Origin of the sequence: Robbsia andropogonis (genome assembly GCF_034047095.1) — a bacterium.
Lineage (GTDB): Bacteria > Pseudomonadota > Gammaproteobacteria > Burkholderiales > Burkholderiaceae > Robbsia > Robbsia andropogonis.
The window spans coordinates 3,211,251-3,232,930 of the sequence record NZ_CP139170.1 but is presented as its reverse complement, the minus strand read 5'-3'; the positions used below and the strand labels follow the sequence as shown (position 1 = coordinate 3,232,930).

The 21,680-nt window shown below is 61.3% G+C and carries 20 protein-coding genes and 1 tRNA gene; 8 read left to right on the top strand and 13 right to left on the bottom strand.

All coding sequences use genetic code 11. The features are described 5' to 3' along the window. Positions 1-87: 87 nt before the first annotated feature. The 4 genes from secA (at position 88) to SJQ66_RS27515 (ending at position 5,709) form a co-directional block, all read left to right on the top strand. Positions 88-3,015, top strand: a complete 2,928-nt coding sequence (gene secA, locus SJQ66_RS27530; RefSeq protein WP_024901871.1) for a preprotein translocase subunit SecA — start codon at positions 88-90, stop codon at positions 3,013-3,015. A gap of 45 nt (positions 3,016-3,060) precedes the next feature. Continuing rightward, positions 3,061-4,305, top strand: a complete 1,245-nt coding sequence (gene argJ / locus SJQ66_RS27525; RefSeq protein WP_024901870.1) for a bifunctional glutamate N-acetyltransferase/amino-acid acetyltransferase ArgJ — start codon at positions 3,061-3,063, stop codon at positions 4,303-4,305. A gap of 37 nt (positions 4,306-4,342) precedes the next feature. Beyond that, the gene (locus SJQ66_RS27520; RefSeq protein WP_253463819.1) at positions 4,343-5,218 is read left to right on the top strand and encodes an ATP-binding protein; all 876 of its coding nucleotides are present in this window, start codon (positions 4,343-4,345) and stop codon (positions 5,216-5,218) included. Between the two features lie 122 nt (positions 5,219-5,340). Then, a complete protein-coding gene (locus SJQ66_RS27515) occupies positions 5,341-5,709 on the top strand; it encodes an NUDIX domain-containing protein (protein WP_236693621.1) in 369 nt (122 codons plus the stop codon). 74 nt (positions 5,710-5,783) lie between these two features. Here SJQ66_RS27515 and yacG read toward each other — a convergent pair whose 3' ends face one another. From yacG to SJQ66_RS27455, 12 genes are all read right to left on the bottom strand, one after another. After that, positions 5,784-6,008 carry a DNA gyrase inhibitor YacG gene (gene yacG, locus SJQ66_RS27510; protein WP_024901867.1) on the bottom strand — a complete coding sequence of 75 codons (225 nt, stop codon included), beginning with the start codon at positions 6,006-6,008 and terminating at the stop codon, positions 5,784-5,786. A 13-nt stretch (positions 6,009-6,021) separates the two neighbouring features. Beyond that, a complete protein-coding gene (zapD, locus tag SJQ66_RS27505; RefSeq protein WP_024901866.1) occupies positions 6,022-6,774 on the bottom strand; it encodes a cell division protein ZapD in 753 nt (250 codons plus the stop codon). 183 nt (positions 6,775-6,957) lie between these two features. Continuing rightward, positions 6,958-7,596: a dephospho-CoA kinase gene (gene coaE / locus SJQ66_RS27500; RefSeq protein ID WP_024901865.1), complete on the bottom strand. Its 639-nt coding sequence runs from the start codon at positions 7,594-7,596 to the stop codon at positions 6,958-6,960. 88 nt (positions 7,597-7,684) lie between these two features. Then, on the bottom strand, positions 7,685-8,890 hold the full coding sequence (locus SJQ66_RS27495; RefSeq protein WP_162199104.1) for a prepilin peptidase: 1,206 nt from the start codon (positions 8,888-8,890) through the stop codon (positions 7,685-7,687). 31 nt (positions 8,891-8,921) lie between these two features. Further along, positions 8,922-9,362, bottom strand: a complete 441-nt coding sequence (locus SJQ66_RS27490) for a type II secretion system F family protein (protein ID WP_320534792.1) — start codon at positions 9,360-9,362, stop codon at positions 8,922-8,924. Between the two features lie 24 nt (positions 9,363-9,386). Further along, entirely contained in the window at positions 9,387-10,106 is a 720-nt protein-coding gene (locus SJQ66_RS27485; RefSeq protein ID WP_320534791.1) for a type II secretion system F family protein, read from the bottom strand. Further along, positions 10,106-11,368 carry a GspE/PulE family protein gene (locus SJQ66_RS27480; RefSeq protein ID WP_407691578.1) on the bottom strand — a complete coding sequence of 421 codons (1,263 nt, stop codon included), beginning with the start codon at positions 11,366-11,368 and terminating at the stop codon, positions 10,106-10,108. Before SJQ66_RS27480 ends, SJQ66_RS27485 begins: the two co-directional genes overlap by 1 nt. Before the next feature lie 177 nt (positions 11,369-11,545). Beyond that, positions 11,546-12,832 carry an HlyC/CorC family transporter gene (locus SJQ66_RS27475; RefSeq protein WP_024901861.1) on the bottom strand — a complete coding sequence of 429 codons (1,287 nt, stop codon included), beginning with the start codon at positions 12,830-12,832 and terminating at the stop codon, positions 11,546-11,548. Positions 12,833-13,141: 309 nt separating this feature from the next. Beyond that, positions 13,142-13,218, bottom strand: a tRNA-Pro gene (locus SJQ66_RS27470). A 79-nt stretch (positions 13,219-13,297) separates the two neighbouring features. Next, the gene (locus tag SJQ66_RS27465; protein ID WP_320534789.1) at positions 13,298-14,371 is read right to left on the bottom strand and encodes a glycosyltransferase family 87 protein; all 1,074 of its coding nucleotides are present in this window, start codon (positions 14,369-14,371) and stop codon (positions 13,298-13,300) included. Between the two features lie 142 nt (positions 14,372-14,513). Then, entirely contained in the window at positions 14,514-15,929 is a 1,416-nt protein-coding gene (locus SJQ66_RS27460) for an IS1182 family transposase (RefSeq protein ID WP_320533713.1), read from the bottom strand. 366 nt (positions 15,930-16,295) lie between these two features. Continuing rightward, a complete protein-coding gene (locus tag SJQ66_RS27455) occupies positions 16,296-17,231 on the bottom strand; it encodes a polyprenyl synthetase family protein (RefSeq protein WP_081764753.1) in 936 nt (311 codons plus the stop codon). A gap of 305 nt (positions 17,232-17,536) precedes the next feature. Here SJQ66_RS27455 and rplU point away from each other — a divergent pair, with 305 nt between their 5' ends. The 4 genes from rplU (at position 17,537) to proB (ending at position 20,945) form a co-directional block, all read left to right on the top strand. Further along, positions 17,537-17,848 (top strand): 50S ribosomal protein L21, encoded by a 312-nt coding sequence (rplU, locus tag SJQ66_RS27450; protein ID WP_024901858.1) that lies wholly within the window; start codon positions 17,537-17,539, stop codon positions 17,846-17,848. 61 nt (positions 17,849-17,909) lie between these two features. Beyond that, the gene (gene rpmA / locus SJQ66_RS27445; RefSeq protein ID WP_024901857.1) at positions 17,910-18,173 is read left to right on the top strand and encodes a 50S ribosomal protein L27; all 264 of its coding nucleotides are present in this window, start codon (positions 17,910-17,912) and stop codon (positions 18,171-18,173) included. A 304-nt stretch (positions 18,174-18,477) separates the two neighbouring features. Continuing rightward, positions 18,478-19,569 carry an Obg family GTPase CgtA gene (gene cgtA / locus SJQ66_RS27440; RefSeq protein WP_036007300.1) on the top strand — a complete coding sequence of 364 codons (1,092 nt, stop codon included), beginning with the start codon at positions 18,478-18,480 and terminating at the stop codon, positions 19,567-19,569. 257 nt (positions 19,570-19,826) lie between these two features. Continuing rightward, on the top strand, positions 19,827-20,945 hold the full coding sequence (gene proB / locus SJQ66_RS27435) for a glutamate 5-kinase (RefSeq protein WP_024901856.1): 1,119 nt from the start codon (positions 19,827-19,829) through the stop codon (positions 20,943-20,945). A 60-nt stretch (positions 20,946-21,005) separates the two neighbouring features. Here proB and SJQ66_RS27430 read toward each other — a convergent pair whose 3' ends face one another. After that, entirely contained in the window at positions 21,006-21,671 is a 666-nt protein-coding gene (locus SJQ66_RS27430; RefSeq protein WP_052738430.1) for a CNP1-like family protein, read from the bottom strand. Positions 21,672-21,680 lie beyond the last annotated feature (9 nt).

The following is a 21,680-nucleotide window of genomic DNA, read 5'->3' as shown; positions in this document are numbered from 1 at the left end:
AGGGCGATCCATGCGTCGATCCGTCTGGGATCCCCGCTGCCGATCAACCTGCCGTCATAGCGCGGCGCGACGCATAGAAACGACCTGATGATCTCCGGAATTCTCCAGAAGGTATTTGGCAGCCACAATCAACGGCTGATCAAGCAGTACCGTAAAACCGTCGCCGTGATCAATGCGCTAGAGCCGCAGATCGAAAAGCTCAGCGATGCCGAGCTGCAAGGCAAGACGGTCGAGTTCCGCCAACGGATCGCGCAAGGCGATACGCTGGACAAGTTGCTGCCGGAGGCGTTCGCGGTATGCCGTGAAGCCAGCCGGCGCGTGCTGGGCATGCGGCATTTCGACGTGCAGTTGATCGGCGGGATGGCCTTGCATGACGGTCGGATCAGCGAAATGCGCACCGGCGAGGGCAAGACGCTTTGCGCCACGCTTGCCGCCTACCTGAATGCATTGTCCGGTCATGGCGTGCATGTGATCACCGTCAACGACTACCTTGCGCAGCGTGACGCGGAGTCGATGGGACGCCTGTACAACTGGCTTGGGCTGAGCGTCGGCGTCAACCTGTCGCAGATGGATCACGCGTCGAAGCAGCAGGCGTATGCGTCGGATATCACGTACGGCACGAACAACGAATTCGGCTTCGACTATCTGCGCGACAACATGGTCTATGAGGTAGAAGGCCGCGTGCAACGCCAGTTGAACTTCGCGATCGTCGACGAAGTGGATTCGATCTTGATCGATGAAGCGCGTACGCCATTGATCATTTCCGGCCAGGCCGAGGATCATACCGACCTGTACGTGCGGATGAATGCACTGCCGGCAGAATTGACGCGTCAGATCGGGGAAGAAAAATCCGACGGTACCGGCGTGGAAGTGCCGGGTGACTATACCGTCGATGAAAAACAGCGCCAAGTGTTCCTGACCGAAAGTGGTCATGAGAAAGCCGAGAAGTTGTTGTCGGAATGGGGCTTGATCGGTGAGGGCGAGAGCCTGTACGCACCACAGAACATCACGTTGATGCACCACGTGTACGCCGCGCTACGCGCACACACGTTGTTCCTGATCGACCAGCACTACGTGGTCCAGAACGGCGAAGTGGTCATTGTCGATGAATTCACCGGACGTCTGATGTCCGGCCGACGTTGGTCCGAGGGCCTGCACCAGGCGGTGGAGGCGAAGGAAGGCGTCAAGATCCAGAACGAGAACCAGACGCTTGCGTCCATCACGTTCCAGAATTACTTCCGGATGTACGCGAAGCTGTCCGGCATGACCGGTACCGCGGAAACGGAGGCTTACGAATTCAAGGAAATCTACGGCCTGGAAACGGTCGTGATCCCGACCAATCGGCCGCCGAAGCGGACCGATCGCCAGGACCAGATATATAAGACCGCGAAGGAACGCTACGATGCGGTCATTCGCGAGATCAAGGAGTGCAATGAGCGCGGGCAGCCGGTGCTGGTGGGCACGACGTCGATCGAAAGCTCGGAGTTGCTGTCGCATCTGCTGAACCAGGTGAAGTTGCCGCATCAGGTGCTGAACGCGAAGCAGCACGAGCGCGAGGCGGAGATCATCGCGCAGGCGGGACGTCCGGGCGTCATCACCATCGCCACGAATATGGCCGGTCGCGGTACCGACATCGTGTTGGGCGGCAACGTCGAGAAGCAGGCCGGTTTCGTCGAGGCAGACGACAGCATTGCGGCCGATGCCAAACCGGCGATGATCAAGAAACTGCACGACGAGTGGCAGACGCTGCATGAGCAGGTGAAGAGTGCCGGTGGCCTGCATATCATCGGTACCGAACGGCATGAGTCGCGTCGCATCGACAACCAGTTGCGCGGTCGCGCGGGCCGTCAGGGTGATCCGGGTTCGTCGCGCTTCTTCCTGTCGCTGGAAGATCCGTTATTGCGTATTTTTGCCGGGGACCGCGTTCGCGCGATCATGGACCGCTTGAAGATGCCGGAAGGCGAAGCCATCGAGGCGGGCATCGTTTCGCGGTCGATCGAGTCCGCGCAGCGCAAGGTGGAAGCACGCAACTTCGATATCCGCAAGCAATTGCTCGAATACGACGATGTGTCGAACGATCAGCGCAAGGTCATTTATCAGCAGCGCAACGAGCTGCTGGAAGCCAGTGACATCTCGGAGACGATCGCGGCGATGCGTGCGTCGGTGTTCAACGATCTGGTCCGCACCTACGTGCCCGCCGGCAGTATCGAGGAACAGTGGCAGCTCGAGGGGCTGGAACAGGTACTACGCGACGACTGGCAGATGTTCGTGCCATTGACGGAACTGGTCAAGGCGGCGCAGAACGTGACCGATGAGGACGTTCTGGAGAAGGTGCTCGAGGATGCTGACGCCACCTACGAAATGAAGGTCGGCATGGTCAGCCGAGAGAGCTTCAATGGTTTCGAGCGCTCGGTGATGTTGCAGACACTGGACTCCCGCTGGCGCGAGCACCTCGCCGCGCTGGATCACTTGCGTCAGGGTATCCATCTGCGTGGGTATGCGCAGAAGAACCCGAAGCAGGAATACAAGCGCGAGGCGTTCGAGTTGTTCGCGCAGACGCTGGATGCGATCAAGTCCGAGGTGATCCGCTTCGTGATGACCGTACAGATCCAGTCACCAGAGCAGCTCGAAGACGCGACGGAACGCGTGGAGGAGCTGGCGGCGGAAGAGCTGGCCGGCGTCGCCTTCCATTCCAGCGACGAGACTGGCGCGGAGATCGTTCAGCATGGCGATGTAGCCGTATCCGGTGTAGGTGTGCCGGGCACGCGGGCACCGATTGCAGTGGCGGCGGGCGCCGTGTCCAGCGGTTCGGCCGCGATGCTGGCCGCCGGCGTGCATCCGGCCGCGGCGTCGGCCGGGCGCTACGGGCAGACCGATGAATCGCCGATTGCCGCGCCGCCGGCCCATACGCCTGTGGCGGAAGATGGTGCGGCGGTGCCGCGGGTGGGGCGCAACGACCCTTGTCCTTGCGGCAGCGGCAAGAAATACAAGCAATGTCACGGCAAGCTGAGCTGATGCTGGCGGTGTTTTTCTGAAGATCTTTTTCGAGAGGGCCGCGCGATGGCCGTTAATTTTCCTGACATTCGTGCCGAACAACTGCATCCCGTCGCCGGCGTGACACTGGGGTGGGCCGAGGCGCATATTCGCAAGCCGAACCGCAAGGATGTGCTGGTGATGCGGTTCGACGAGGGCACGAGCGTGTCTGGTGTCTTTACGTTGAACCGGTTTTGCGCCGCGCCAGTGACCGTGTGTCGTGAACACCTGTCGGCGCAGCGCGAGGCGGGCGCGCCGGGCGTCCGGGCGCTGGTGGTCAATACAGGCAATGCGAACGCCGGGACCGGTGCGCCCGGCATGGCGCATGCGCGTCAGACTTGCGCCGAACTCGCGGCGTTACTGCGGTTGGATGCAAAGCAGATTCTGCCGTTTTCCACGGGCGTGATTCTCGAACCACTGCCGGTCGATCGTCTGGTCGCGGGTCTGCCGCAGGCGTTGGCGCAACAGTCGCCCGCGCATTGGCATGAGGCCGCTCAGGCGATCATGACGACGGACACGCTGCCGAAAGCGGCGTCGCGTGAAGTGACGATCGACGGGCATCGCGTGGCGATTACCGGCATCAGCAAGGGTGCCGGCATGATCAAGCCGAACATGGCGACGATGTTGGGCTTCATGGCGACCGATGCCGGCATCGCGCCCGCTTTGCTGGATGCATTGGTCAAGGACATCGCGGACCGCTCTTTCAACTGCGTGACGATCGATGGCGATACCTCGACGAACGACTCGTTCATCATTGCGGCTACTGGGCATTCGTCACTGCCGCCGATTATGTCAGCCGATGCGCCCGCCTATGCGGCATTGCGCGATGCCTTGCTCGCGGTGGCGCAGGAGATCTCGCAATTGATCGTGCGGGACGGCGAAGGCGCGACCAAGTTCATCACGATCCGCGTTGAAGGCGGCGCGAATCCGGCCGAGTGCCGAAAGATCGGTTATGCGATCGGCCATTCGCCGCTGGTGAAGACCGCGTTCTTCGCCTCGGACCCGAACCTCGGGCGTATCCTCGCCGCGATCGGTTACGCCGGTGTCGACGATCTGGATGTTGGTGGGATCGATTTGTATCTGGACGATGTCTGGGTGGCGAAGTCGGGTGGCCGCAATCCGGATTACCGTGAGGAAGACGGACAGCGGGTGATGAAGCAGAGCGAAATTACCGTACGTGTGGTCTTGGGGCGCGGCGACGCCAGTGCGACGATCTGGACGTGCGACTTGTCGCATGAATACGTCAGCATCAACGCCGACTATCGGTCCTGACCTGTCGACACGACGCTTTGCGGAGGAGGCCGCGCCCATGGAAAAGCTTGACCAATTTCTGACGCGGGCCGAGGCACTGCTCGGCCGGCTGGAGGCGCTGCTGCCGCCGACGATGCCCGAGGTGGCCTGGGAGCAGGCCATTGCTTTCCGTTGGCGCACGCGTCAGGGACGCGGCTATCTTCAGGCGGTACCGTCTGTTTCCTCGATCACGTTAGCGGACTTGCAGAACATCGACCGCCAGAAAGCGTCGATCGACGGCAATACCCGGCAGTTTGTCGAAGGCCGTCCGGCCAATAACGTGTTGCTGACCGGGGCGCGCGGCACAGGCAAATCATCGTTGATCAAGGCCTGCCTGAACGCATATGCCGCCCGCGGCCTGCGCCTGATCGAGGTGGACAAGGACGATTTGCACGACCTTGGCGATATCGTCGACCTCGTGTCGGCGCGACCGGAGCGCTTTGTGATCTTCTGTGACGACTTGTCGTTCGAGGACGGCGAGTCGGGCTACAAGGCGCTGAAGGTGGCGCTGGATGGATCGATCGCGGCGCAGTCGGACAATGTGCTTATCTACGCGACGTCGAATCGTCGTCACCTGCTGCCCGAATATCAACGGGACAATGAGACCTACAAGCACACCAGCGATGGCGAGATTCATCCGGGCGAGGTCATCGAGGAAAAGATCTCGTTGTCAGAGCGCTTCGGCTTGTGGGTCAGTTTTTATCCATTCAAGCAGGACGACTACCTATCGATCGTTTCGCACTGGCTGCGTCACTTCGGGTGCGACAACACCACCGTGGAAACGGCGCGTGGCGATGCGTTGGTCTGGGCGCTCGAGCGGGGCTCGCGTTCCGGCCGGGTGGCGTTCCAGTTCGCACGGGATTGGTGCGGCAAGCGTATGGCGTCGGCACCATGAGTGACATCCCGCAATCCCAGGTCAGTCGTGACGTTACCGAAGCGGTGGGCGCGTCGAATGACCGCGACGCGCCCACCCGCACGCTCGACGGGAGACCTGTTACGCGGGTTGCGGTGGGAGTGATGCTCGATGCGCAAGGACGCTTTCTGCTGGCGCAACGCCCCGACGGCAAGCCGTATGCCGGATATTGGGAATTTCCTGGTGGCAAGCTGGAAGAGGACGAGACAGTCGAGACCGCGCTCGCGCGGGAGCTTGAAGAGGAACTGGGCGTGCGCATTCACGGCAGCGTGCCTTGGCGCGTGCTGGAACATGATTATCCGCATGCCTATGTGCGGCTTTTTTTTCACAAGATCACCCGGTGGGACGGCGTACCGACCGGACGTGAAGGGCAAGCTTTTTTCTGGGCAGAAACGCCCGTGACGATCACGCCGCTGCTCCCGGCCGCCGAACCGATCATTGCCTGGCTGGCATCGGAGCGGGGCGGGGCCTGATGTACCTCCGCGGCATTCGCATGTGACACGGTGCGGTGCACGCCGCGCGGCTGTATGTGGGCCGCTCAGTCGCGTCAGTTGATACGTCGACGGTCGCTGCCTTCCAACGGCGGTCCTTGATCGATGCCGCTCTCGCCGTCCTGTGTCGGGTCCTGCGCATCGCTGCTGATGGTGTATTTCTCGGCTGCCCAGGCGCCAAGGTCGATTTGCTTGCAACGCTCGGAGCAAAACGGGCGGAATCGATTTTCCGGCTTCCATTCGACCGAAGCGCCGCATGTCGGGCATTTGACGGTAGTCATCGTAACGACGGTATTACAAACTGCAGAGACGTAGCTCGAACGGGACGTCATGATCGAGCGCGCGGGGTTTCATATCACCATCCTGGACGGTGAAGCGTACCCACAACATGTACTTATTGGCGCTGGCTTCCGGGATCGCTCCCATGTCGGGTTCCACCCATATCTGCATCAACTGATAGCTGCGGCCAGACAGCATTTCCTGATAGCTGCCTTGCGCGGCCATGACCTTTTTGCCATGACCTGATTCGCGTGCCAGGCGCAGCACCAGTTTGGCGGCTTCGTAAAGCGGCAGCACCGGACGAATCCAGTTGGTGATGTCCCTGCGACGTACGTCCGCCGGATGTTGCTGCCATGCGTAGAACGACGGCAGGTCAAACTTGCAGGTCCCTCCGGGCACAACCATGCGGCTGCGGATGCCGCTCAGCCATTCGTTTTCGATCAGATGCTGCCCTGGCTTGCCATGCAACTGGGTCAGACCGTTCAGAGCATCATCAAATCCGCTCAACAGGGACTCCAGACGGTTTTGCTCGATATCCGGGTTGTCGCGCAAAGGTGTCAACGCTTGCTTCTTGCGTTCGAGTTCCTTGAACAGGTCGGACTTCAGGTCGGTGCGTCCGGTGACATCGGCGATTTCAAACAGCGTCGTCAACGCGGCATGATGCATGCGTGGATCTTCCTGTTCGAGGAAGAACACAAATCGCTCGAACAGATCTTCCAGCCGCAGCAAGGTCCGGATGCGTTCGTTGAACGGATATTCGTAAAGAATATTCAAGCGGAATCGCCTTTAGGACAGGGTGGCGCAGCGGGTGCGAGGTTCGCCCGCCGCTCGCATGAAATTCGTCATTCTTGCCGCGTCGCGTTACGCGCCACGGCAAGTGAGGTCGGTAACGCGCATGTCGCGGCGTCAAGTGAAAACGGCGCAACGCGGCGCGCGGGCCGTGCCAACGTGTCATTCTAATGCGGGGTCATCCGTACCGCAACGCGCGATCTCCACGTAACGGCGATGGAGTGACGCAATTTCGGTGTGCAATGCATCCAAAGCGACATCCTGATTCAACAGCACATCGTCTGCAACGGCCAGCCGTGCTTCCCGGCTGGCCTGCGAGGCGATGATCGCACGCACTTGCACCTCCGGCAGTCCCCGCCGCGTAACGACCCGCGTCACTTGCGTCTCGACGTCGCAATCCACCACCAGAATACGGTCGTAGCGCTCGGTTTGTCCCGACTCCACCAGCAATGGCACGGCAAAAACCAGATAGGCAGGCGCCGGCGTGCGCCGCGCGGCGCTGGCGCTCTCAGCGTCGATGGCGGCGCGGATCAAAGGATGCGTGATCGCTTCCAGTTGTCGCCGGGCGTGCGGGTCCGTGAAGATCTTGTCACGCATCCGTGGCCGGTCCAGTGCGCCGTCCCCGTTGATGAAAATGGGCCCGAACGCATCCCTGATCGGCGCGATGGCGCTACCACCGGGCGCCGTAACCGCGTGTGCCACCAGGTCGCTGTCGATCACGTAGGCGCCAAGAGTGGCCAGTGCGTCGCTGACAAGCGTCTTGCCGCTGCCGATGCCGCCGGTCAAGCCAATTCGCAACAGGCGTGCCGGCGCGGCGGCGATGGTCTCGGGAGACAAAGGCATGAGGTTCCTTATGTTCGTGGCTCGCGGGTACGCATTGCACGGGTCGTCAGAGACCGATCGCCCAGGGCGTGACCAGTGACGTCATCAGATCGCCAAACAGCAAGGTGATGGCACCGGCGATGGCCAGATACGGTCCGAACGGTAACGGCTCGTCGCGGGCAACACGGCCCCGCGCCAGTGCGGCCATCCCGATGACGCTGCCACTCAACGCCGCCACCAGAATGATTTGCGGCAATGCCGTCCAGCCAAACCAGGCGCCCAGCGCGGCCAGCAGCTTGAAGTCGCCATATCCGATGCCTTCCTTGCCGCGTACCAGGCGAAAGACCCAGTACACGGCCCAAAGGAACAGATAGCCGACCGCGGCACCGATCACCGCTTCGGACAGGGGACAGAATAACCCTTCATGCATGCGTGGGGGAAAAGCGGCATCGGCGAGCAGGGACCCGATCCCTGAATCGGCTCCACCGCTCGCGCCCGCCGCGCCATTCGCATCGATCGCATCGGGCAGCAGAAATCCGGATCCGTTATCGGAGGCGCCCGGTCCGGTTGCTGGTCCATGCGCCGCCATCGCATGCCAGCCATGCGACCATATCGGCAGGTTCAGCAACAGGCCCACCCAGAGCAACGGCAGGGTGATCACATCGGGCAGGAACTGCGTGCGCGCGTCGATGCACGCCAGGACGAGCAACGTACTGAGCAGTCCAAAGCCCGCCAGTGCCTGCCACTCCGCGCCGAAACGCCAGAACGCCGCCAGTGCCAGGAGCAATGTCGCGGCTTCGATGGTTGGATAGAAGAGACCGATACCGGTGCCGCACGCCCGGCATCGGCCGCGCGCAAGCAGATAGCCCAGCAGCGGCAGGTTTTCATACCAGGTCAGCGTGTGGCCGCAATGCGGGCAATGCGAACGCGGCTGTATCAGGTCGAAGCGTTGATCCGTTGTCACGCTCCGGCGTCCGGCCTGGTCGTCGTTCACGTCCGAAGCCCCCTGTGCACTGACGGCTTGGCCCGCGAGGGCGCGCCCGCGTACGAGGTCATCGTCGACTCTAGCGGCGGGGCCGACCAGATCGAATGCGCGCTCTGCTTCCCACGCGCGCGCCATCATGATCGGAACGCGATGGATGACGACGGTCAGAAAACTGCCGATCACCACGCCGAACAGCCCGACGAACAACCATTGCAGCGGCAACGGCCAGGAGGCAAACGTTTGCCACGCCTCGACGGCTGCCATCGCGTTCCAGGTCTTGCCATCCATGCCTATATCCTCGATCCGAACGGGCCCCATCCTATATCACCTCGCCGAGTTTGATAATCGGCAGGTACAAGGCGAGAATAACAACGCCGACCACCGCGCCACACACCAGCAGCGCTGCCGGCTCGATCCAGTGGATACATTGCTCGATGCGGTCATGCACGGCGGCACGTTGCCGTCGCGCGAGGGCACCTAGCATCGACGCCAGCGCGCCGGTGCGTTCGGCGACCGCGGTCAAGCGTAGCGCGTCTTCGTTAAATGCATGGCTCGCTCGCATCGCTTGCGCGAGCGTCGCGCCGTGTGCGATCTTGCCGGCCAGGAACCGTTGCAGCATCGCCTGCGTGCCCTGTGCGCCACCTGGATCGCCGTCCGCCATCGCCCGCAATGCGTCGTGCAATGGGATACCCGCGTCGAGCAACGTGGCGAGCGCCATGCCCCACCCGGCAAAACGCGCGTTGCGGCGCCAGGAGGCCACGCCCGGCACGGCATCCGCGCAAGTCTAGAGGACCCGGCGCCCCCTGCCGCGCCACCGTGCGCAGGTGGCATCTATCGGCGTCCGCAGTGCCGGCGTTGCGCGCAACAACGCCAGCGTCACGCCGATCGCCGCGCCAAGGCCCACGCCGCGCAGTAGTGATGCGAGCCCGTCACGCAGGCCCGCGGACAGTGCGATGATCCATTGTGTCAGCACCGGTAGCGGTGCATCGAAGCTGGCAAACAATTGTGCGAAAGCGGGCACGCTCCAGATCATCAGGCCCGTCATCAAGCCGATGGACACGCAGCAAACGAAGATCGGGTAGGCTAGGGCGCGGCGGATCGCGATACGGTATGCAGCCTGGCGCTCGCACAGATTCGCGGCGTCGCATAGCGCCGTACCCAGCGTGCCGGCGCGTTCGCTTTGGCGGACCAACATTACGCTCGTGCGATCGAACAGCCGGGGATGGTCCCCCAGCGCATCGGACAACGATTTGCCATGTAGCAACTGCCGCTTCAGACGGAGTGCCAATGCTGCAACGCCAACGTTCGCAGTACTCGCGGATAGGACATCCAGCGCTTCGACAATGTCGATGCCTGCCGTCAACAGCTCGCCGAGCTGCCGCATCAGCGTGTGTGCTTGCGTCACGCGGACGGCCTTGACGCCCGTCATGCGCCGGAGGATGCCTGCATCGCCCAGGGTCTGCGGCCCCGCGCGTCGCGTGGAAGCACGTCTGCCCCGGTGCATCAGCCGATCTCCGGGATGGGCGCGACCCGGGAGGGCGGGAGGTGGGCCGCACAGGGGCCAAGCACACGACGCATCTCATCGCGAGTCGTATGTCCCGCGGCCACGTGCGCGAGCGCGGCATCGTGCAGCGTTGGAAGCGCATGGAGCACGTCGCGAATATCCCGTCCGCCGTGGCCGGCGTGCGGCGCGGGGACGTCGACATATCGATGCGGATGCCGATGCGCCGCTGCGATATGGGCGCGCAGGCTGTCACTCAGCTGCATCAACTGGAATGCCCCGATGCGGCCGCGATAGCCAATGCCGTTGCAGTCCTTGCACTCCCGATTGTTGCCGGCGACCCATTCCTGCTCATGCCGTGGGTCGGGGCGCCGGCATATGCCGCACAGGCGTCTCAGTAACCGTTGCGCGGCGACGAGTCGTACGGTGTCGACGATCCGGTAAGGGGCCACGCCGAGGTCTTCCAACCGCGCAATGGTCGAGGGCGCGTCATTGGTGTGAAGGGTCGACAGGACAAGGTGACCGGTTTGCGCTGCCTGGACCGCGATATCCGCGGTCCGTGTATCGCGGATCTCGCCGATCATGATGACGTCCGGGTCCTGACGCAGCAAGGCGCGCAGCACCGTCGGAAAATCGAGACCGGCTTTGTCCCGGATCGACACCTGATTTGCGCCAGGCAGGCGAATCTCCACCGGGTCTTCCACCGTGCAGATATTGATGCCGTCGTGCAGCAGGGTCTGCAGCATCGAGAACAGCGTCAGGCTCTTGCCGCTTCCGGTGGGTCCGGTCAGGACGATCATGCCGTGCGATGCGGACAACGCGGCGGTGACCGTCGCTACTTGATCGGCGGTGAGGCCCAGCAGTCCGATGTCGGAGGTGGGTGGCAACACATCGAGCCTGCGTAACACCAGCTTTTCACCGTGTATTGTCGGCAGGGTACTGACGCGAAACGCCTCCTCGCGCGCAGGGCCGAGCGGGAGGACGAGGCGACCGTCCTGGGGCCGGCGGTGTTCAGCGATATCGAGGCCAGCCAATGTCTTCACGCGGGCGAGCAGGGCGTCGCGCAAGTGCAGCGGCGGGCTGGGGACGTCGTGTAAAACGCCGTCTATCCGCAGCCTCAGTCGCCACCCACGGGCGCTACGTTCGAAGTGCAGGTCCGACGCACGGCGCAGTCTGGCATCCGCCAGTATTCGGTCGAGCCACTGCACGACGGGCGCATCGCTGGCCGCGGTACGGTCGTCTGGGTGAGTTGGTACGTAGAGCATCGCGGCATCGCATTCCGGCTTGGGAGCATCGATGATCGCCCGGTCCGCGGCGTATTGAACAGTCGACCGGATGGTGTGGGGCAACCGTGTGGTGTCCTGACGCGCCGCGCCTTGCGGTGCATTGCCATGCCGTACAGGTCTTCTTCCCGCCGGTTGTTCCGTCTGGCCGATGGCTGTTTAATACATTGTGGGGGCGACGGACGCGGGACGGAACAGCTTGACCGCGCGAATGGCCTGGTTGTCGATCTGGACGACTTCCACCAAGCAGTCGCCAATTCGCAGGGCGACGTTGCCTTCCGGAATTTCCGTCAGCACTTCCAATATCAAGCCATTCAAGGTTTTCGGGCCATCGATCGGCAAGGACAATCCCAACGTTCGATTCAACTCGCGTAACGGCGTCCCGCCCGACACCACGCAGTCGCCGGCGGCGCTCCACCCACCGCGAGACGCCGAGCTGCGTGGCGTCGATGTGGTGAATTCGCCGGTCAGCTCTTCGATGATGTCCTCGGGCGTGACCAGGCCCTGTACTTCGCCGTACTCGTTGACGACGATGCCGATGCGTTTTCGGTTTTCCTGGAAGTAGCGCAACTGTTGGAAGACCTGTGTGCCTTCGGGGATGAAGTAGGGCTCATCCAGCATGCCGCGAATCGTGTTCTTCGTCAGCTCCCGCGTATGCAGCGATGCCAATGTCTTGCGCACATGCAGCACGCCGACGATACGATCGATGTCGGTATCGAACACCACCAGCTTGTTATGCTGGCAGTTCACCAACTGGCGGACGATGAGATCCATGTCCTGATTGAGGTCGAGCCCCGCGATGCGGCGCCGCGGCACCATGACGTCGCCAATCTCGATATTGTCCAGGTCGAACAGATTCATCAGGATGCTGCGGTGCTGCAGCGGCATGAAGCCGCCCGATTCAATCAGGATATTGCGAATCTCCTCGGTGGTGAGCCGCGTGTCGCGCACGGCACGCGTGTTGATGCGTAGCATCCGCAGTGTCGTCAGCGCGAACAGGTTGACGAGCCATATCACCGGTCGTGCGACGCGCATCAATGGCGCCAGCACGGTACTGGCCGGTAGCGCGATTTTTTCTGGGAAGCTGGCGCCGACAATCTTCGGCGTGATTTCACAGAAAACGATGATCAGGAAGGCGACCACGCCGGTTGTGATGGAGAGCACGAGATTGTCATGCCCGAACATTACCAGCGTGATCGACGTGGTCACCACTGGGATGATCACGTTGATCAGGTTATTGCCGATCAGGATCAGGCTCAGCAGTTGCTCGGTCTGCGCCAGCAGCCGCTGCGTGCGTTTGGCACCGAAGGCATTCTTGCTCGCGAGGTACTTTAACCGATGGCGGTTCAGCGCCATCATCGCGGTTTCGGAGATTGAGAAGAAAGCAGAGAGAATCAGCAGAAGAACGATGATGCCGATCTTCGCCCATAAAGGAAGCGTGTCCACGCGTGCCGTGAGCCTGCGAGAAAAAGGAAAAGGGTCAGTTGCCTTCGACTATAGCAGAAGGTGCTTCTATGCCAATAGTTACCAAGGGATCGGCGAGAGGGTGACGATGAACGCTGGCAGGTGCGGTGCAAAGAGGACCGTTGTTGGTCGTCATCGGCCACGTATCGATATTGCGTGACGCGCCTTGCGCTGTTTTTTCGACCGTCACGCGATAAGCGGACCTGAGGTATTTTTCGATATCCCAAGACGAAAAAAAACCGCCGAGCGGACTTGGCGGTTTTTTCGCCCTGACTGATCAGGACTAAATTCTGGTCGGGGTGAGAGGATTCGAACCTCCGGCCTCTACGTCCCGAACGTAGCGCTCTACCAGGCTAAGCTACACCCCGTTTCCGACATTTCGCGCCTTGTTTTATTACCACACAAAGGTTCGCGCCGCGTCGAGAGGTGGAACTATAGCAAAGTTTTTTAAGAATGAGCAAGCTTTTTGCCGAAAATTTTTGCATCGGTCCGCGCCGTTCGGATGACCAGAAACACCAGCACGCCAATGCAGACCAGTGGCCCCAACCCCACGTTGTAATGCCGTGCAATCGAGTCCGCACCCACGGGCAGCATCCACGCCAGTAGCAGCATTTCTCGTTCGCCACGCAACCATCCATGCTGAAGCGCATGCTGCACGACGAAGGCAATCGGAATGGCCAGCCAGACCGCGTCATACAGGTAAAGGTAGGGGCTGATCAATAGCGTTGCCGTGACCAAGGCGGCCGCGCGAATCGCGTACGACGGTTGGCGGAACCAGATCCAGACCATGGCGGCCGTTGCGGCGACAGCGACTGCCGCATGCGCGACCAGCGCTGCGGTCACGGGCACGTGCAGCAGGCGCAGCGTCGCATAGAGCGTGGTCATCTGCCACCATGGAAAGGTGCCGTCGACGAGCGACTGTCGGGCAAAGCCATTTGCATGGATAAATGCGGCGAATGCGCCCGGTCCTACTACCCACATGGCGATGCCGGCAAATACCGCGGCGGTCACTGCCGCCGACACGAATGCGGTCCACATCCGTCCACACAGTAGTGCGATGGGAAACAGAATGGCCAGTTGCGGCTTGACCGACAACAGTCCGATACAGACACCGGCCCAGACCTGCCGATTCGCGCCAAGCAGCAGCAGCGCGGCCAGGCCCAGGCACGCCGTCATCGTGCCGTTTTGTCCGTGCAGCAGATTCGGCAGGAAACAGCAGATCGCCGCGATCGGCCAGCGTGCTGCATTCATGGGCAGCAGGCGGCGAAGCATCAGGCCGAGCACCGCCGCCGCAACGATTTCGAACGCGAGATACGACACGGGGAAGGGCAGCAACGCCAGCGGCCAGATCATCAGCAAATAGGTGGGCGGATACAGCCAGGGGCCGATGACCGACAGTTCCGGCGAGATCGTCACCGCCACCTTGAGCAGTGTCTTGTAGTCGTACGCCTGGATGGCTTGTCCATGCAGCGCGAGCCAGGATGCGCTCCAGAAATCGGCGAAATCATAACCACTGGGCACCGCGATACCGATGGCTGCATAGTAATGATTGTGTTGAAAAAGTCTTGTTTTGTCTTGAAACGCTGGAGTCAGCAGTACGTTTTCGAGTTGTGGGGATTGGCGAAGCGGCGAACTTGGACAGGGCAACGAGGCCCGTTGCCCGTCATGCGACTGCCTGGTTCATCTGCTGGCTTCCTAGCATGAGCCGCTTGGCCATTCTTCGCAGATTTTGCGCAGTTGCTGCCATCAGAAACTCATCATGGGCACCGCTCGGACCTCGCAGTCGCAGACGGTCCAGTTTCAGGATGCGTTTGAGATGGGCGAATAGCATTTCCACCTTCTTTCGCTCACGGCAAGATCGGTTGTATTCAGGGGTCTTTGCAATACGCCTCGTTTCGTCACGCGCAGCTTCATGGATGCTGCGGGCGATCTTGCGAAATGGTGTATTCGGGCAGCAGCGATCCTTCATCGAACAGCCCTCACAGTCAAACTGGCTTGCCCTATAGATGATCGTGTCAGCCTTCGTGACTCGCGAGCGCGGGTTTCTGAACTTGCGTCGATCACTGCGTAGTGCGTGCCCGGTGGGGCAGCGATATTCATTGGCCAGTTCATCCCATTTGAACTCGCTGCTGGACAATGTGTTGTCCTTGCGTGCGGTTTTATCCCAGACCGGAACATGTGGTGCAATTTCCTTCTCTTGGATCATCCAGGCAAGCATCGCCGCTGAGCCATACGCGGTGTCGCCTGCAAGACGTCGAGGTTTGAGATCATGCCGCCGCTCAACACGGTCAATCATCGTTCTGGTTGATTCCACTTCGTGCGTCCGGTTCGCGGGCGTCGCCTCGACGTCCACGATGATCCCCGCCTGCAGGTCAATCAGATAATTGGTCGAGTAGGCGAAGAACGGCAAGCCACCCTTCGCGGCTGTCCAGCTCGCGGCGGGATCCGTCAGAGATAGCCTCTTTGGAGGCGTCAATGTCTCTTCCTTCTCTGCCACTTCGGTGTTTGCCGAATTGGCTTTTTCCAATGCTTCCAGATACTCCCGCACTGCACGGCTTTGGCCGTTGACGCAGTCCCCGTCGATGGGATCAGAACCCGGAACAGCGCGTACAGAGCTCGCATCGGCTCTAATGATGCTCGCGTCAATCGCGAATCCTTCTCCCTTGACAAGCCCTTCGGACATGCATCGACCCACTACCGACTCGAACACATGGCGTAGCACATCGCTATCGCGGAAGCGACCGTGGCGGTTCTTGGAGAATGTCGAGTGTTCCGGTACGGTGTCCTCCAGACCCAGGCGGCAGAACCATCGATATGCAAGATTCAGATGCACCTCTTCGCACAGGCGGCGCTCTGACCGAATGCCGAAACAGTAACCGACGATCAACATGCGGATCATGAGCTCCGGATCAATCGATGGCCGTCCCATCGGACTGTAGAACGGCGCGAGATGCTGACGAAGATCGCTCAAATCTAGGAAGTGATCGATGCCTCTCAACAGGTGTTCGCGAGGGACGTGATTGTCGAGGTTGAACGAGTAGAAAAGTTTGTCCTGTTCGCTGCCCAGTTGACCCATCATGACGAATCACTCCCGTCGATCGATGTCCTCCAGAATACCGAACAATCCGCACGTCGACAGACTTTTTCAACACAATCTAATACAACCGGCCGATCGTGATCCCCGTCACCGCCAGCGACGCCCAGGCATACAGCCGCACCCGCTCCGGGGTGAGCCAGTGTCGTTTCTGCTGAGAGGGGGCGTGGGACACGGGCATCTCCAGATGCAGTGTTGCGTGATAGGGCGCTGCAAGGGGAAAAACCGGAGGGGGCGATGGTGGTGCGGGACAATCGCGTCACACGCCCGTGCGCGAACGGATCGCTCAGTCGCCGCGCCGTCCGTCTTCCACGGCAATCGTCGCGGCAGGCACGGCGGCGGCCCGACGCCTCAAGAGTTCCGGCCGGTCGAGTAGGTGCACAGCGCCATCAGGGCGGTCTTGTGGGGCGTGTCCGGGAAGCCGGCGACGGCGTCGGCAGCCGCCTGGGCTTCGCGTTGCGCGCAGCGCAGCGTGTAGTCCAGCGCACCGCTACGCTGGATGGCGGCGAAAATCGTGTCGAAGCGGTCCGTGCCTCCCTGCTCGATCGCGTCGCGGGCCAACTGCCGTTCCTCGGTGGTGCCATTTTCCATTAGATGGATCAATGGCAACGTCGGCTTGCCTTCACGCAGGTCGTCGCCGGCATTCTTGCCCATTTCGTCGGACGATCCGGCGTAGTCGAGCCAATCGTCCATCAACTGGAACGCCGTTCCCATGCGGCGACCATATTCGGTGGCCGCTTCCTCGAATGCCGGGGTGGCGCCCGCCAATACCGCCCCTAGTTGCGCCGATGCTTCGAACAGTCGTGCGGTTTTATAACGGATGACCTGGGTATAGCGTGCTTCGTTGACGTCCGGGTCATGCATGTTCAGCAATTGCAGAACTTCCCCCTCGGCGACGATATTCGTTGCCTCCGAGACGATCTCCATAACCCGCATCAGTCCGACATTGGCCATCATCTGGAACGAGCGCGAGTGCAGGAAGTCGCCAACGAGCACGCTGGCGGCATTGCCAAATACCGCATTCGCGGTTTTCTTGCCGCGTCGCAAATCCGATTCGTCGACGACGTCATCGTGCAGCAACGTTGCCGTGTGAATGAATTCGATCACCGCGGCTAGCGTATGGTGATGGCCCTTCGGGTCGTCGTAGCCCAGTGCGCCCGCAATCAGCAGTAGCAGCGCGGGACGTAGCCGCTTGCCGCCAGCGCCGATGATGTACTCGGAGATCTGGTTGATCAGCACGACCTCGGAAGCGAGGCTGGCACGGACCACGCGATCTACGGCACGCATATCGACTTCGATGGGCGCGAGCAGGGAGGCGGACGATGTCGTGGTGTGGGAAGCGGCAGTCAAGGACGGCACCGTAAGTACGAGATAGCGCGGATTATAGAACGAAGTAGGCTCGAAGTCGGTTACGGCCGCTCTCGACGCCTCAGGTGCCGGCGAACGATATTGTGTTGCGTCGCACGCACGATCCTGTCAACGACGACAGCTTATGCTGCGCAACTATTTGACCAATCTGGTCTTTTTGCTTATACTTCCTGGTTCTCGCGCATTGTGCGCGGAAAACATCAGTACTCGAGTGAGGTTTATCAATGTACGCGGTCATAAAAACCGGCGGCAAGCAGCATAAAGTCGTCGTCGGCGAAAAATTGAAAGTAGAACAGATACCGGCAGACATTGGCGCAGAAATCACGCTCGACCAGGTGCTCGCAGTGGGCGAAGGCGAATCGATTAAGTTCGGTACGCCGCTGGTCGGTGGGGCTTCCGTCAAGGTAACTGTCTTGGCACACGGCCGTCACGACAAAGTGACGATTTTCAAAATGCGCCGTCGGAAGCACTACCAGAAGCATGGTGGCCACCGTCAGAATTACACGCAGATCCGTATCGACGCCATCGAAGGATAATCCTTCCGGTCTCGTTCGGCACTTCTGACGTCACTGGCGCGCAGCGCCTCGGAGTTCAAACATGGCACACAAAAAAGCAGGCGGATCATCCCGCAACGGTCGCGATTCGGAATCCAAGCGCCTCGGCGTGAAGGTCTACGGCGGCCAGGCAATCAATGCAGGCGGCATCATCGTCCGTCAACGCGGCACGCGCGTGAACGCTGGCGCAAACGTTGGTATCGGCAAGGATCACACGCTGTTCGCGTTGACCGACGGTCACGTGCAGTTTCAAGTGAAGGGCGCGGGCAAGAAGCAATTCGTGACCGTGCTGCCGGCAGCAGCGTAATTTCGCTGATTCCGCAAGCAGTTCGTAGCGGGGCTTCGGCCCCGTGATGCCCTGGGTGTGATCGCACATCGCACCCGCTGGCATCGCGTCGAAGGCCCCGCGCTGAGCGGGGCCTTCTGCGTTTTTATGACGCATTTTAGATGACGCGCTTTTACGTGACGTGACCAGCGTGACCACCCGACTGCGTGGCCTGGTCCGGCGGCAACACCCGCTAGACGGCCGCCATTTGGCGGGTTTACGTGACGTAAGAGCGTGACCGCATTCATGGCGCGCCCCGCGTGCCCACACCGACGAGAACGGTACGATGAAATTCATTGATGAAGCACGGATAGAAGTGCTGGCAGGCGACGGCGGCAACGGCAGTGCGTCGATGCGCCGCGAAAAATTCGTGCCGTTCGGCGGCCCCGATGGCGGGGATGGCGGCCGTGGCGGCAGCGTGTACGCGGTGGCGGATCGCAACATCAACACCCTGATCGACTATCGCTATGCACGCAAGCATCAGGCGCGCCGCGGTGAAAACGGTCGAGGTGCCGATTGCTACGGCAAAGGCGGCGAAGATATTCATTTGCGCATGCCAGTGGGTACGATCATCACCGATCTCGACACCGGTGAGCTGATTGCCGACCTGACCGAGCACAACCAGGAAGTCATCATCGCCGAGGGCGGTGCGGGCGGACTGGGCAACATTCACTTCAAGTCCAGTACGAACCGGGCGCCACGGCAAAAGACGGATGGCGCCGTGGGTGAGAAGCGGATGGTGAAGCTGGAGTTGAAGGTGTTGGCCGACGTGGGGTTGCTCGGCATGCCGAACGCCGGCAAGTCGACGTTTATCGCCTCGGTCTCGAACGCCAAGCCGAAAATCGCCGACTATCCGTTCACGACGTTGGCGCCAAACCTGGGCGTCGTCCGCGTTGCACCGGGCAAGAGCTTTGTCATCGCCGACATTCCGGGCCTGATCGAAGGGGCGGCGGAAGGGGCGGGATTGGGGCACCAGTTCTTGCGCCATTTACAACGTACGGGCCTGTTGCTGCATATCGTCGATGTCGCACCGTTCGATGCCGCGACAGACCCCGTGGCGGAGGCGAAGGCAATCGTCAACGAGCTGCGCAAATATGACGCGTCGCTGCACGAAAAGGCCCGCTGGCTGGTACTGAACAAGGTGGATATGCTACCAGCGGACGTACGGGCGAAGCAGGTCAAGGATTTCGTCAAGCGCTTCGGTTGGAAGGGGCCGGTCTTCGAGATTTCCGCGCTGAGCGGCGAAGGCTGCGATAGCCTGGTGCTCGCGATCTATGAGCACCTGGTCGCCACAGGTGAAGCCGGACGCGAAGCGCATGCCGAGGAGGTCGCGGCCGACCCGCGCTTCCGTGACGTGCCGGACGCCGGCGACGCGTGACGCGTGACGCCACCGACGTGCAGACCAGGCGGCAACTGACGACAACCCACGTAGTGAAGGGCACAATGAAAGACGCGGTGAAGGGCCAGCGGAGCGAACAGGCGATTGCAGAGGTGGCGACGGGCGACGAGCGCGCGGTGCACCCGCGAGGCTCGGACCCGCGGCCCGTGATGCCCGCCGTTGATGCTGCGCCCGGCGTCGTGTCAGGGCGGTTTGCCGCGGATCTTGATCGTGATGCCGTCGACCAGGGGGACGCCGTGCGCTCGGTCATTGCCGGTGCGAGACGTCTGGTGGTAAAAGTGGGTTCCAGCCTGGTCACGAACGATGGCCGTGGCTTGGACCGCAGTGCAATCGCCCGTTGGGCCGAGCAGATCGCGGCGCTGCGTCAAGCGGGCAAGGAAGTCGTGTTGGTGAGTTCCGGGGCCATTGCCGAAGGGATGCAACGGCTCGGCTGGGTGCGCAGACCGAAGGAAATCGACGAGTTGCAGGCTGCGGCCGCCGTCGGCCAGATGGGGCTGGTGCAGGTCTACGAGACCAGTTTCGCCGCGCATGGCATCCGTACCGCGCAGATTCTATTGACGCATGCCGACCTGGCTGATCGCGAGCGTTACCTGAACGCTCGTTCGACATTGACCACGTTGCTGCGACTCGGGGTCGTACCAATCATCAACGAGAACGACACGGTGGTCACGGACGAGATTCGTTTCGGCGACAACGACACCTTGGGCGCGCTGGTCGCAAACTTGATTGAAGGCGATGCGTTGGTGATCCTGACGGACCAGCCCGGGCTTTATACCGCGGATCCGCGCAAGGACCCGCATGCGACGCTGGTGCGCCATGCCGACGCCGGCGATCCGGCGCTGGAGTTGATGGCGGGCGGTACCGGCACGGCGATCGGCAGTGGCGGGATGCTTACCAAGATTCTGGCGGCGAAGCGCGCGGCGCATAGCGGCGCGGCAACAATCATCGCGTCGGGCCGCGAGCCCGATGTGCTGGTTCGGCTCGCCCAGGGTGAGGCGGTAGGAAGCCAATTGGTTGCCCGTACCGCCCGGCTGGCGGCGCGTAAACAATGGATGGCGGATCATCTGCAACTGCGTGGGCACGTCGTGATCGATGCCGGCGCTTGCCGCAAGGTGGTGGACGAAGGAAAGAGTCTGCTGCCGATTGGCGTGGTCGCTGTCCAGGGCACGTTCAGCCGCGGCGACATCATTGCCTGTGTCGATGAAAACAACCGGGAAATCGCCCGAGGCATTACGCACTACGGCAGCGTCGAGGCGCAGCGCATTCTACGCCATGCAAGTCAAGAGATCGAATCGATCCTCGGCTATATGTATGAGCCGGAATTGATCCATCGTGACAATCTGGTGATTGTTTAAATCAGTGGATGGATGATTGGGGCCCAACGGAGAAGCGGGGTCGTGCCGACCCCATGGCGCTTAATTGCGGTACTGGCTTGTCCGCAGGCTGCGGTTGTAGCGGATGTACTCGATGATGGACTTCACGCTTGTGACGGGCGATTTGTTACTGCAGAAATAGTCGTTATACAACGCGTCCTGATAGCCGTTCATCGGATTTGGCTGAATTCGCATCCACTCGGTCGATGCATTATCCCAAGCGGTGCCATCTGAATTCGTTCCAGAGTAGAGGCGCCACGAGTAATTCGCGCAACGGATGCCCTCGTAGCGAATATTGCGCGCCCCGGCCTGGCTTTTGACCTCGACCGTGTAACGGACAACGCCGTCCTTGCCGATGGTGATCGACGTCTTGTCGATCAGGAAGGTCAATTCGGCCTGCGACGAAACCTGGAACGGCAGCAAGTTCTTGTCTTGCGGCAGCGGCGGCAACGATGCCACCGGCATTTCCTGCCAATTGTCATCGCGTCCCGTCACCATATCCATCAGGCTGCGACCTTCCGAGAGACCATCACCGTTATTCCCGGTTCCATCCGGATCAGCGGCATGCGCAATGCCGATGGGTGACAGGCCTGACAGCATCGGCAGCGAAGACACCGCACTCAATGAAGCACATGCCGCGGCGCAACACGCCGCGGCCATTGTGAACTGGACCGCTCGCCGCATGCGCGGCGCCACCTTCGAAAACATCACGCTGTC

What these genes read in the sequence shown, in the direction of transcription:
- argJ (WP_024901870.1), top strand. Translation starts at nt 3,061, where the DNA reads ATGGCCGTTAATTTTCCTGACATTCGTGCCGAACAACTGCATCCCGTC.
- SJQ66_RS27485 (WP_320534791.1), bottom strand. Translation starts at nt 10,106, where the DNA reads ATGCACCGGGGCAGACGTGCTTCCACGCGACGCGCGGGGCCGCAGACC.
- rpmA (WP_024901857.1), top strand. Translation starts at nt 17,910, where the DNA reads ATGGCACACAAAAAAGCAGGCGGATCATCCCGCAACGGTCGCGATTCG.
- SJQ66_RS27495 (WP_162199104.1), bottom strand. Translation starts at nt 8,890, where the DNA reads ATGGATGGCAAGACCTGGAACGCGATGGCAGCCGTCGAGGCGTGGCAA.
- SJQ66_RS27520 (WP_253463819.1), top strand. Translation starts at nt 4,343, where the DNA reads ATGGAAAAGCTTGACCAATTTCTGACGCGGGCCGAGGCACTGCTCGGC.
- rplU (WP_024901858.1), top strand. Translation starts at nt 17,537, where the DNA reads ATGTACGCGGTCATAAAAACCGGCGGCAAGCAGCATAAAGTCGTCGTC.
- secA (WP_024901871.1), top strand. Translation starts at nt 88, where the DNA reads ATGATCTCCGGAATTCTCCAGAAGGTATTTGGCAGCCACAATCAACGG.
- SJQ66_RS27460 (WP_320533713.1), bottom strand. Translation starts at nt 15,929, where the DNA reads ATGATGGGTCAACTGGGCAGCGAACAGGACAAACTTTTCTACTCGTTC.
- SJQ66_RS27430 (WP_052738430.1), bottom strand. Translation starts at nt 21,671, where the DNA reads ATGTTTTCGAAGGTGGCGCCGCGCATGCGGCGAGCGGTCCAGTTCACA.
- SJQ66_RS27515 (WP_236693621.1), top strand. Translation starts at nt 5,341, where the DNA reads ATGCTCGATGCGCAAGGACGCTTTCTGCTGGCGCAACGCCCCGACGGC.
- SJQ66_RS27480 (WP_407691578.1), bottom strand. Translation starts at nt 11,368, where the DNA reads ATGCTCTACGTACCAACTCACCCAGACGACCGTACCGCGGCCAGCGAT.
- SJQ66_RS27455 (WP_081764753.1), bottom strand. Translation starts at nt 17,231, where the DNA reads ATGCGTGCCGTAGATCGCGTGGTCCGTGCCAGCCTCGCTTCCGAGGTC.
- cgtA (WP_036007300.1), top strand. Translation starts at nt 18,478, where the DNA reads ATGAAATTCATTGATGAAGCACGGATAGAAGTGCTGGCAGGCGACGGC.
- yacG (WP_024901867.1), bottom strand. Translation starts at nt 6,008, where the DNA reads ATGACTACCGTCAAATGCCCGACATGCGGCGCTTCGGTCGAATGGAAG.